At 46.9% G+C, this 12002-nt stretch carries 10 protein-coding genes; 7 read left to right on the top strand and 3 right to left on the bottom strand.

The window, feature by feature from the left end; translation table 11 throughout:
• Positions 1–279: 279 nt before the first annotated feature.
• The 3 genes from JGK07_RS24315 to psbZ form a co-directional block, all read right to left on the bottom strand.
• Entirely contained in the window at positions 280–828 is a 549-nt protein-coding gene (locus JGK07_RS24315) for a Uma2 family endonuclease (protein WP_293184977.1), read from the bottom strand.
• A gap of 125 nt (positions 829–953) precedes the next feature.
• Positions 954–1502 carry a 6,7-dimethyl-8-ribityllumazine synthase gene (gene ribH / locus JGK07_RS24320; RefSeq protein ID WP_293184911.1) on the bottom strand — a complete coding sequence of 183 codons (549 nt, stop codon included), beginning with the start codon at positions 1500–1502 and terminating at the stop codon, positions 954–956.
• A gap of 228 nt (positions 1503–1730) precedes the next feature.
• Positions 1731–1922, bottom strand: a complete 192-nt coding sequence (gene psbZ / locus JGK07_RS24325) for a photosystem II reaction center protein PsbZ (protein ID WP_293184909.1) — start codon at positions 1920–1922, stop codon at positions 1731–1733.
• Positions 1923–2162: 240 nt separating this feature from the next.
• Here psbZ and JGK07_RS24330 point away from each other — a divergent pair, with 240 nt between their 5' ends.
• The 7 genes from JGK07_RS24330 (at position 2163) to JGK07_RS24360 (ending at position 11691) form a co-directional block, all read left to right on the top strand.
• Positions 2163–2393, top strand: coding sequence for a hypothetical protein (locus tag JGK07_RS24330; protein ID WP_293184908.1), 231 nt, complete (start codon positions 2163–2165; stop codon positions 2391–2393).
• 92 nt (positions 2394–2485) lie between these two features.
• Complete coding sequence (locus JGK07_RS24335; protein ID WP_293242996.1) at positions 2486–5485, top strand: CBS domain-containing protein; 3000 nt, start codon at positions 2486–2488, stop codon at positions 5483–5485.
• 257 nt (positions 5486–5742) lie between these two features.
• A complete protein-coding gene (locus tag JGK07_RS24340) occupies positions 5743–6273 on the top strand; it encodes a DUF2127 domain-containing protein (RefSeq protein ID WP_293184907.1) in 531 nt (176 codons plus the stop codon).
• Positions 6274–7349: 1076 nt separating this feature from the next.
• Entirely contained in the window at positions 7350–8921 is a 1572-nt protein-coding gene (locus tag JGK07_RS24345; RefSeq protein WP_293184906.1) for a protein kinase, read from the top strand.
• Between the two features lie 315 nt (positions 8922–9236).
• Positions 9237–9395: a hypothetical protein gene (locus JGK07_RS24350; protein ID WP_293184905.1), complete on the top strand. Its 159-nt coding sequence runs from the start codon at positions 9237–9239 to the stop codon at positions 9393–9395.
• A gap of 41 nt (positions 9396–9436) precedes the next feature.
• Entirely contained in the window at positions 9437–9778 is a 342-nt protein-coding gene (locus tag JGK07_RS24355) for a DUF6825 family protein (protein ID WP_293184904.1), read from the top strand.
• Between the two features lie 146 nt (positions 9779–9924).
• Positions 9925–11691, top strand: coding sequence for an AarF/ABC1/UbiB kinase family protein (locus JGK07_RS24360; protein ID WP_293184903.1), 1767 nt, complete (start codon positions 9925–9927; stop codon positions 11689–11691).
• The last annotated feature ends 311 nt before the right edge of the window (positions 11692–12002 follow it).

A 12002-nucleotide genomic window follows, 5' to 3' on the forward strand; every position in this document is an offset into this window, starting at 1 on the left:
GCCATCCTAGGATCGAGTTGAGACGGCCTCAATGCTTACACAAAACTTAACATAACGAATTTCTCATATTTGTGCAACCAAATTTAGATAAATCTCATAAAACTGTTGAGGAATATTAGATAATGGGCGATTTTTAGTTAAAAACTTTACAGATAAATCAGTATTTGAGGAAGTTTATGTATCCTAGGATACTCAGTAAGCCAAAAGGGCGATCGCGATTAACAATAAATGTATAAAATTATACTGAAAATTCAGGGAGTGTTTTAAAGTCAATTCAGCTTAGGCTGGAAACACCAAAGACAAATCCAGAGACAAATCGGGAAACCCCGGAATTACGACAGCCTCATTTTGCAGAACGACTTTTTGCGATCGATAATTGAAATCACCTTGTCTTTTTTGATAAGGTTCGCTGTGCATTTCGAGTTGACGATCGACTAAATTAAATATCCAATAATTAGCAATTCCAGATTCGGCATAGAGAGATAGCTTTGTTTCGCGATCGTACTTTAAAGTAGAATCAGAAACCTCAATTACTAACAAGATATCCGCAGGCTCCGGGTGAGAAGCTAAATAACGATCGGAACGATTGCGGGCGATAACCACATCAGGTTCTGGTTCGCTATCTGTAGTAGATAAAATTATCGGCTCTTGACCGCGCACGATCGCCTTTTTTATCGCCAGCGTGCACAACTCTCCTAATAGTAGCGAATTACAAACAGAATGAAACGTAGTTTTAGCAGCTTTGATGATAATTTCTCCGCGAATCAATTCTACTTGCTCATCGGGAGCGAAAAATCCCAGTTTTCCCAAACGGTGATATTCTGCGATCGAGAATCTTTTCGCGGTGACACTATTCGTAGCTTTCCTTACCTACTTTATTTCTTAGTCTCGCGTTGCGCGGACTTTGTTTTTGTAGACGCGATTTCAATCGCCGAGTTATCTGAGAAGATATATTAAGCCCGATCGCCCGGGAGCACTTGAACAGCAGCAGCCTCCGGTAATCGATCGTAAGAACTTCCACCCAAACTATTAACTTGACGCATCAAAGTGCCCATTTCCAGAGCACTCATCCCATAATTCCAGCCCAAATTGCTCTTAATTCCCGCCCTTTCCAAAGCTTGCTGCATCGTGTCAGTCGTCACCACGCCAAAAATCACCGGGACACCACTTTGAAAAGCAGCAGCAGCAATTCCTTTAGAAACCTCACCAGCTACAAAATCGAAATGCGGAGTTTGACCGCGAATTACCGCACCCAGACAGATTACCGCATCGTAGCGGCCAGAAAGAGCAGCTTTGCGGGCCACCAAAGGAATTTCAAAACATCCGGGAACCCAATAAAAATCAACTTGATTTCCATGAGGATTGATATCAACGCCGTGGCGTTTCAAACAATCTTGACATCCTTCCAAAAGTTTGTTGACAATCAAATCGTTAAAACGACCGATGACAATCGCAAATCGCAAAGATTCTGTTTGAGTAAAATTTCCCTCGAAAACTGCCATAGTGCTCTAATTTTAGATTTTAGGTTTTAGATTTTAGATTTTTGTTTGCCAGAAGGTAAAGTTTAGAAAGCAGAAACATCTGATTTTAATCTCAAGTGCACAAACATACAGGATCGCGCGGATTGGAAATTTTTTAGTGGGTACCGAATACCGAATACCTTCAAAATTCTGGTTAATGCCTTCAGCCTTCTATCTTTTACCTTCTTTATTCGAGAGCGATGGGCGAGCTTAAACTACCAAAAAGTTCAATACAGCCACTGCAATAACCAGCAAGAACCACAGACCTGAACCTACAAAAATCAAGGATTTAGACTGATTCCAGTTTTGGGGAGAGGCATAAGCAACAGGCACGCCAACTACCATCACAAAAGACAGCAGTACGAGAGCCAGTAAAACCAATTGAAACAGAATTGATAACATTTTTTCTCCTTTCGATATAGCCGTGCGTTGACGAGAAATAGTTTGTAATAATCTGGATAAAAATTCCAGATTATAGTTTTTGACCCATTTAAAAACGGGTTCACTTCCCCGACTTACGTCGTGGAGATTTCAAAATCTTAGACCAAAGTTGCATCTCCCAGATCGATCTGTGGAGTAAATCTAAAATCTACAATCTACAATCGACTGACTGTATCCCGATATTAATCCAGAAATTGTCGGTTGATTGATACGAAAGAGACTTTGCAAATTCGGGCGTTGCGCGAACAGGCGCCAGCGGCTCTTGAGATTTACATCAATTTTATCATTGTTCGCTACTTGACAGAACACTGGGTTCAAGACAGGCTGAAGGCTGAGTTAAGCAGTCGAGGTCGCATTAAACCTCGGAAACCGGGTTTATTAGGTGATTTCTGGTTCCTCGTCGCAATTTTTTTACCTAAACCCGGTTTCTAGCCCCATGCGTAAGTTTTGCTATAGTGCGATCGCCCGGTATCAAAGCCCCAGAAATTGCTAGTGTGGGAGTGAGAGATGCGAGATTTTCGGCTATGGACTTAGTTTTGTGCCACACAACAGCAGATTTTGACAGCTTGGGAGCAGCGGTGGGACTTTGCGTGCTGCGCCCCGGTAGCAGAATTGTGCTGACTGGGGGTTGTCACCCGACAGTGCGGGATTTTTTGGCGCTGCACCGCGACGAGTACCCGCTGATCGAACGCCGATCGGTCAATCCGCAACAAATTCGATCGATTACTATAGTAGATGCCTCGGGGCGCGATCGTTTAGGAAAAGCCGCCGAATGGCTGGATTTGCCACACCTCAACGAAATAGCGGTTTTTGACCACCACCTGCAAGCCGATTTGGACATCCCCGCGACTGTTACCCAAATCGAAGCTGTCGGCGCAACCACCACATTAATTGTCGAAAAACTCCGCGAAAAACTCAAAAATTCAGCAGAAAACGGCGATACAGTATCCCGGCTTTTACCTTCAGAAGCCACAGTCATGGCCCTCGGTATCCACGTCGATACCGGTTCCCTCACCTTCGACGGCGCAACCGCGCGAGATGCAATGGCTTTGGCGTGGTTGATGGAACAAGGAGCAAGTTTGCGGGTAATCTCTGAATATGTAGAACCCGGTTTGTCTCCGCAATTGCAGGATTTGCTCAGAGAAGCATTGGAGAATTTGCGATCGCAAACCTTGCACGGTTATACAGTAGCTTGGGTATTACTTTCTACTGAAGCCTACGTGCCCGGACTTTCGGCGCTAGCTTCTCGCTTGTTGGATTTAACTGAAAGCGATGCTCTACTTTTAGGCAATGTCTATAAATTTAGCGAAAACGACAACCGCAACATCGCCCAATCGCCAGTTTCCAACCGCTTAGCTATTATCGGTCGATCGCGCATCGAAGGCACAAACCTCAGCGAATTGTTCAAACCTTTCGGCGGCGGAGGCCACGCCCGCGCCGCATCCCTCGCCACCCGAGATGTTGACGCCCTGCTGACTTTAAATCAATTAGCCGACGAACTCAAAGCTCAAATCCCGCACCCTCCCACCGCCCGCGAATTAATGTCATCCCCAGTGAGGAGCATTCGCCCGGAAATCTCCGTGAGAGAGGCTCACCGTATCCTCCTACGTTACGGACATTCTGGACTTTCAGTGGTCGATACGGGCGATCTACTGGCAGGCATTATCTCGCGCCGCGACATTGATATCGCCCTCCACCACGGTTTCAGTCACGCTCCGGTTAAGGGTTACATGACTCCGCAGCTAAAAACGATCGCCCCGGATACCTTGCTGCCAGAAATTGAAGCTTTAATGGTGACATACGATATCGGGCGTTTGCCGGTATTGGAAAACGGCCAACTGGTGGGAATTGTGACTCGCACTGACGTATTGCGGGAATTGCACCAGCAAAAAGCGCGCGATAGTGGAAGTAATGCTGAGTTGTCTAATTATCCTGTATCTGAGTCGGTTGAGCAGTTGTTGCGATCGGGCATTAGTAGCGAATTATGGCAATTATTGTCGATCGCTGCCAACATTGCACGAGAGCGCGGCTGGCAACTTTATATTGTCGGTGGAGCAGTCCGCGATTTATTATTAGCTTTGAATGACACCAAGGGCGGGCAAGATGCCCACCCCACAACATTAAACTCTTGTGGAACAGGCATCTTGCCTGTTACCCTAACTGATATTGATTTGGTAGTTGATGGCAACTGCGGTACCGACGATTCCGGTGCCGGTGTCGAATTAGCCTCAGCGCTCCAGAAATTATACCCAGACTCGCGTTTAGACGTTCACGGTCAATTTCAAACCGCCGCGCTGCTGTGGCACAAAGACTCTGCTTTCGGTTCGCTGTGGCTGGATATTGCTACGGCTCGTACTGAATTTTATCCTTATCCGGCTGCAAATCCTGAAGTTGAAGCGAGTTCGATCCGCCAAGATTTGTACCGCCGAGATTTTACAATTAATGCGTTGGCTGTACGGTTGGGTGTGCCGCGCAGTGGGGAATTGTTAGATTTTTTTGGCGGTTTGCTAGATTTGGAAGCGCGGCAAATTCGAGTTTTGCACGCTAACAGTTTTATCGAAGATCCGACGCGGATTTATCGGGCGGTGCGGTTTGCGGTACGGCTGGGATTTTCCATTGAATCGCAGACTGAAGGATACATCCGCCACGCTTTGGAAAGCGGAATTTATTACCGAATTCAGGGGGAAAACGGCAGAGCTCCGGCTTTGGAAACTCGCCTCAAAAGTGAATTGAAGTACATTTTGCAAGCTCCTTATTGGCAGGTTGCTTTGCAGATGTTGGGAGATTTGCAAGCTTTGCGCTGTATTCATCCTACTTTAGATTTGGATCGTCCGTTGTGGCGGCGACTGCGTTTGCTCGATCGATGTTTGAATGGAAGGAAGAAATCCGAGGGAAGTCGGAAGAAGGAAGAGGGAAGTCGGAAGAAGGAAGAAGGAAGAGGAAAGAAGGAAGAAGGAAGAAGGAAGAAGGAACAAACTATTCCCAATGCCCAATTCCTAATGCCCGATGCCCAATTCCCAATTCCCAATTCCCAATTCCCAATGCCCAATTCCCAATTCCCAATTATCAATATTCCAGATTGGCTGATGCGGCTGGAAGTTTTGATCGCTTATTTAGCACCGGAATATCGGGTTAAAGTGGCTACAAATCTTCAGTTACCTGCTGACAGTATTAAGCGGCTGGAAGTTTTGGAAGCTGGAAATCAGGAATTAGCAAAGGGTTTACTGAAGTGTAATTTACCCAGTCAATTAGTGTTTCTGTTGAGGAATTATGAGTTGCCGCTGTTAATTGCGATCGCCCTGCAAAGCCCCCGCAGCGCCCGCCGCCAGATTTGGCAATACCTCACCCGGTTGGCGAATGTTGAGCCGCCTTTAAACGGCAATGACTTGAAGGCTTTGGGTTACAAGCCCGGGCCTGGGTTTAAGGTAATGTTGGATGATTTGTTGGCGGCTGCGTTGGATGGCGATTTGGGCGATCGGGCTAGCGCGATCTCTTTCTTAGCACAACGTTACCCTCAATCTTAGTCTGCTATAGCGGCTCTAGCTCTCATATGAGGTACGTTGTTGGGCTTCAGCCCTCTTAGTTCAAGGGTTATATAAGCTGTCAGTCATACCTCATCTTTGTGAGAAAGGCTATATATGTCAGCAGCACGTTATTTTTTGTAAATATATCGGCTAATAATTGCTGAATTTTACCGTCATCTTGTATCCGTTAATCGGGTACACTGACTCGTTGCCGCACAGCCATCTTATATCCGTTAAATCTCGCGCCAGCGAATTCGTTGCCGAACTTTTTTCTTCCTTATTCACAAGCCGATCGTCGCACATTATTAGATTTTTTGAGAATTTACGTGAAAAAACAGCGTCCTCCTGGTTTAATCGCAATTGTCGTTTACAAAACTTTTGTAGCAGCCCTCTTGACAGTAACTTCCGTCGCTTTACTTTTAGCGCTGAAGAATCATCAAGCCTTGGAAGATTTTTCGGAATCGTACTTCTTGGAAAGTAAATTAAAAATAATTGAGCTTCTACTAGATAAAGTTCTAAGTGTAAAGCCTAAAACATTACTATTTAGCGGACTTGCAGCAGGACTTTATGCCGCTTTAACTGCTCTTGAAGCAGTTGGTTTGTGGTACGAAAAAGGGTGGGCGACTATTTTGGTTTTAGCGCTGGTAGGTATCAGTATCCCGCCCGAAATATATGAGTTATTTCATGGTTTTACCGTACTTAAGCTGGTGGTTTTTATCGCAAATATAGCGGTGTTTTGGTATTTGCTGCACCATTTGCCGAAGCACGGTAATTCAGTTGACAGTTGACAGTTGACAATTGACAGCAACTTCTACCTGGAAGCCCGAGGATTGGGGTAATGAATCGTCTGATTTTAATTTATACGCCAAACCCATAGGCTTTAAACAAATTTTTTATTGTAAGGAAGATTAAAGTTCAATACGCTGGAGTCCTAATACCATTTTTTTAAATTTATAACAGACTTTAGAAAATACGGAAAGTCTATAAATTACAATCTCTTGTCGTCGTATAGCCTTTCTCAAAAAGGTGAGGTATGACTGACAGGTTATATAACCACTGAAACCAAGAGGGCTCTCTTCCCAACAACGTCCGCGAATATGAGAGCTATTTAGAAAAATAGTATAAGGTACACTGCTATTAAAAATTAGTCAAAAAAATAGACTTTTCTATTTTCAAGTAGCGACGCACCTGTGCCATTGCGCTTTCACCAAACAACCATGTTTGTAATATGAATTTTCAAAACTCTGGCAACATTATTCGTAAGGTGCGGATACATCAACAATCCCTAAAATTAATTCACTTTTCGAGCGGCAACGAATCTTACCTACAGAGTCGATCGAACAAACCGAACACTTGTTTTGTAGCACTACTTTTGATAAATGGTATAAGTAGGACTCCCTTCTATAGACTTTCTCAGCTTTCTGGAGGTACAAGTTGAGATTTTCCATTTTTCGATTTGAGATTGGGGATTGAGGGATTGATTGGTCAATACTTCATCTTTTTGAAAAGATATATCATAACAGTGACCACAAGTCAAATAAAAACCTAAATCTTTACATAAGCCTGCGATTGGTAAAGATTTGATAAAGGCAAGAGGGGTTATACCCCCCATGGGCTATAGTCATAGTCATATAGATGCACCCTGATGGCTTTCCCGTTCCACAAGAGCGGGATTTTTATTGGCAAAAAATTGTGTTAAGTTTTGAGACGACGGCTACAGATAAAATAACCGCCAGAGGCAAAGATGACCTGGCAGAGCAAAACCGACGCCCTAGGGCGCCGATCGTCGATCGAACCTCACCCCTAACTCTGCTTTCATAACCCAAAGGCGGTAGCATAGTTTGGGAACCGGCATCAACTAAAGATGAACTTAGCGCCAGCAACAGTCCTGCAAAAGGGCAAATACACAATTAACGCGACTTTAGGCAGAGGAGGGTTCGGCATCACTTACCGAGCTACCCACACCCAATTAAACCAAACCGTCGTACTCAAAACCCTCAACGAAAGTCTGCGCCAACACCCAGCCTCTGCCCAGTTTCAGCAGCAGTTTATTGCCGAAGCCCAGCGCCTGTCTCGATGCCAGCATTCAAACATCGTCAGGGTAATTGACTTTTTTGAAGAAGCCGGACAGTCTTTTATCGCGATGGACTACATTCCGGGCCAAACTCTCGCCCAAATAGTCGAAACCAGTCAGCCGCTACCAGAAGCCCAGGCCCTGCACTACATTCGGCAAATAGCCTCAGCGGTAAGTACAGTTCACCACAGCGGATTGCTACACGGAGACATCAATCCAGAAAATATGATCCGGCGAGCCGATTCTCATCTAGTAATGTTGATAGACTTCGGTGTTGCTCGCGACTTTATCGCCGACACGAAACAAACTCACACTAACTTGCTTTCCCCAGGATACGCGCCGCTCGAACAATACCTCTATGACGGTAAATGTACGCCTGCCACAGATGTTTACGCGATCGCAGCCACCCTTTACTACTTGCTCTCCGGCGTACCACCCGTAGCAGCACCCCTGCGCGATCGCATTCCCCTGGCTTCTTTGCGGCAATTTCAGCCCAACCTCAGCCCCGGCATTGAGCGAGCAATCCTTCAGGGACTCGAAACCGACCCCCAGAAACGCCCCCAGACAGTGGAAAATTGGCTTACTATGCTGCAAGAAACAGAGCGATTACCCGCACAGAGAACAGACAAGCAAAGTTTGCGATTGCCAGCACCTCCCCCCCTGCCGTTGACCTTGCTGGCGTTTGTCGTCACGGCTGCAATTGCTGGCTGGATGGGTTTTGACTTGGCCTGGCGCTACCACAGCATCAGTGCCAGCAACAACAGATCCACAACTCAATCCTTCCCATCTTTGGAAGATTTGCTCAAATCCCGTGATTTGTCAGGGCCGATGTTCGGGCAGCCGTCTGTCGAAAGCAGCCCTCTGGTTCCACTCCAACTCAACAAGCGCCCCAAACCCACGTCAGACAGCAGCATACCAGAACCGATCGACAACTCAACAGCTAGCGCCCAACCTTCTGCCTCCCCAAGCCCGGAGACTCCCGCCCCAGATCCTGAACCTTCAGCATCCCCAACTCCCGATCCCGAAGCGCAGATCTCTGAGTACCCCATTCCAGAACCTAAAACTGAAACCCAGCCAGCACCCGAAGCAGCATCCGCACCTGTACCAGAAGTTCCGCCCCTGCCACCCGAATCCCGCAGATCCTCCCCTCCCGTACCCGCACCCGCCCCGTCTGCTGCCAATAGTTCTGAAACATTCCCACAGCAAGAATCCGCACCGACAGTACCGTCACCGGCCCTAGGATCGATCGAACCGCCAATACCAAGCCAAAACGGCAGCAATTCCGGTACTTCGATCGCACCTTACTCGCCGCCCCCCGTGCCAGAACCGACAGTGCCTTATCCTGAACCTGCGACAAATTAGTATTCTTTTTTTTGCTTAAAAGGGCGAACTAATCCTTGGTTTGAGGATTGACTAAATATCCATCGATTGTGGAGCGAATAACGCCATTCCAAACCACAGACAATTTCGCACAACCTGCGATCGACTCAGAAAATATCAATAGCCATTGCCGGAAATTATCGAATATTTTCTATCACCTAACTAATCAGAATGGAAACCCCAAAATTTATAAATATTTGATATTTTGTGGTAAATTATGTTAATATTGAGACCGGACGGCTAGGTTGTTCGAGGTCGCCCATTAGTTCTGCCAAACCTACTAAGCTTGAGAAAGGTTTGAGTAAAACTAGAGCCGAGAATGCCGTGAGTTACCGTGGTGGCGCCCTATATGCGATCGCGATCGGTGCAAACAGTTGTTTTTTTCGGTGCAAGCCAGGGTGGTCGATCGATTCGGGCAAAGTTCCTTTCTTTGGGAACAAGCGCCATCGAGGATAAGCAAGTTATAATTTGTTGCGGAAGCGTACAGAGATTTCTATATGAGTAAACCCCCAGTTCATGCCTTTTTTGTAGGAAGAGCAGTTGCCGAAGCACTGTACGAGCAATTAGAAAGCGCAGCAACCAACGCTTTCTCCGAACTCGGCAAATTTGACGCCGAACAAAGAGAACGCCTGCGCCAGTTCACAGATAAAGTTGTAGAACGGGCCAATCGCGCTGCCGATGAGGCGATGCAGACCAGAACTGGTACTGGAACCACCAGCACTACTACTGACATTCAAGACATCCATCCCGCAGACTTGCAAGTAACGATCGACGAGCTGCGCGCCGAAGTCGCTCTCGTGCGATCGGAATTGCAGCGCTACCGCAGCAGTTTGCCTTAACAAAGGACGATTCCAGCGGACGATAGCTCCGAAGTGACGATCGCAACAACTACTGATTGTTACACGAGCGCAAAGCAATGCGCTCCTGCGCTCCTTCCTACCTGCAATCAAAGCAACAACATAAAATAAGCAATTTGGGAACCCAAGTGTCTGCTCTCCTTGATGACTCTGTTAATCGCCAGCGCTCCCCCAAGCGTACTAGCGACGCCGATGAGCCAAAAACTGCTGGTAAATCCTACAAAAGTAAAGCTTATCGCTGGAATCGCGAAAAATATTCCCGGCAGCGACGCTTCTTCGACATTTGGGCCTTTGTCTTGCTCTGGCTGGCTTCGCTGTGGTTCGACAGCAAAAACTGGAGCTACTGGGGAGGTGTAACTGAAGAAAAGAAAGTTGCCAGACGCCGCTTTCAAGCTATCTGGGTTCGAGAAACACTCTTGGATTTAGGCCCGACTTTCATTAAAGTTGGACAATTATTTTCCACCCGCGCCGACTTGTTCCCGGCAGAGTTTGTCGAGGAACTTTCTAAGCTGCAAGATAAAGTGCCTGCTTTCAGCTACGAACAGTTAGAGGTAATTGTCGAGCAAGATTTGGGCAAGACTGTTGAGGAACTCTACCGCAGCTTCGATCCTGTGCCCCTGGCCGCTGCCAGTTTGGGTCAGGTACACAAAGCTCAACTGCACTCGGGCCCGGAAGTTGTAGTAAAAGTGCAACGCCCTGGACTGCGAAAGCTGTTTGAAATAGATTTGCAAATTCTCAAGGGGATTGCTCGCTATTTTCAAAACCATCCTAAGTGGGGCCGCGGCCGAGATTGGATGGGGATTTATGAGGAATGTTGTCGCATTCTGTGGCTGGAAATAGACTATCTCCATGAAGGCCGCAATGCTGATACTTTTCGCCGCAATTTTAGCAACTGCGACTGGGTGCAGGTGCCACGAGTTTATTGGCGCTACGCGGCTCCGCGAGTGCTGACTTTGGAATACCTACCAGGGATTAAAATCAGCCACTACGAAGCTCTCGAAGCAGCCGGGATCGATCGCAAATTAATCGCTCAGTTAGGCGCTAAAGCTTATTTGCGGCAGTTGCTCAACGATGGCTTTTTCCACGCAGATCCCCACCCCGGCAATATCGCTGTGAGTGCTGACGGATCTCTGATTTTCTACGATTTCGGCATGATGGGTCAAATCCAGTCCAACGTCCGCGAAGGACTGATGGAGACTCTCTACGGCATTGCTTCCAAGGATGGACAGCGGATTATGGATTCTCTGATCAACTTGGGCGCTTTGGTTCCCACAGGCGATATGAGTCCCGTGCGCCGCAGCATCCAGTATATGCTCGATAACTTCATGGATAAGCCTTTTGAAGAGCAGTCCGTGAGTGCGATTACCGATGACCTTTACGATATTGCCTACGACCAACCTTTTCGCTTCCCAGCTACCTTTACTTTTGTAATGCGAGCTTTTTCGACGATTGAAGGCGTGGGCCGGGGTTTAGATCCCGAGTTTAACTTTATGGAGGTGGCACAACCTTTTGCCATGCAGCTTATGACTAATGGAAATGGGCCGGATGCAACGAGCAGCATTTTTAACGAACTAGGCCGTCAGGCGGCTCAGGTGAGTTCGACTGCTTTGGGTTTGCCCCGCCGGATTGAGGAGACTATTGATAAACTCGAACAGGGAGATTTACGGATTCGAGTCCGTTCTTCCGAAGCTGAGCGATTGATGCGCCGCATGAGCAACGTTCAAATGGGCACTAATTATACTTTGATGATGAGTGCTTTTACTTTGTCGGCGACAATTTTGTTTGTCAGCAATCAAGTATGGCCCGCTGTCGCTGTGGCTTTGCTGGCTGCGGGTGCTGGGTTTGCTCTGTTGCGTTTGTTCAAACGGATCGATCGATTAGATAGAATGTCATAATGCGGCCAATTGACGATCGAAAATTTCTGGCTTGAGATTTGTCGCCTGCAAAAACTTAACATTTAACGAGTTCGCCGGGAATTCCCCATCCTCGCGTAGTGTAGGAACAGCGTAGCGTCTTCCGCAACGAAGAAGGTTGGGGATGAAAGGCAGGTGGATGTAGCGCAGCGGAGCAAGACTTAAGTGGCAAATAGTTTGCTAAACTTATCTACAGTTGATTGCTGAGAGTCAGTTCCATGTTTGCCGTCAAGCGAGCGCTCAAATTAAATAATACTGAAGCAACCTTGATGGCAAAACACGCAGGCTTTCGG

The sequence above is a fragment of the Microcoleus sp. PH2017_24_DOB_U_A genome, from assembly GCF_020738205.1.
In the GTDB taxonomy this organism is placed as follows: Bacteria; Cyanobacteriota; Cyanobacteriia; order Cyanobacteriales; family Microcoleaceae; genus Microcoleus.

Coding starts and splice junctions, on each gene's coding strand:
- ribH (WP_293184911.1), bottom strand. CDS start 1,502: ATGGCAGTTTTCGAGGGAAATTTTACTCAAACAGAATCTTTGCGATTT.
- psbZ (WP_293184909.1), bottom strand. CDS start 1,922: ATGTTATCAATTCTGTTTCAATTGGTTTTACTGGCTCTCGTACTGCTG.
- JGK07_RS24335 (WP_293242996.1), top strand. CDS start 2,486: ATGGACTTAGTTTTGTGCCACACAACAGCAGATTTTGACAGCTTGGGA.
- JGK07_RS24345 (WP_293184906.1), top strand. CDS start 7,350: ATGAACTTAGCGCCAGCAACAGTCCTGCAAAAGGGCAAATACACAATT.
- JGK07_RS24355 (WP_293184904.1), top strand. CDS start 9,437: ATGAGTAAACCCCCAGTTCATGCCTTTTTTGTAGGAAGAGCAGTTGCC.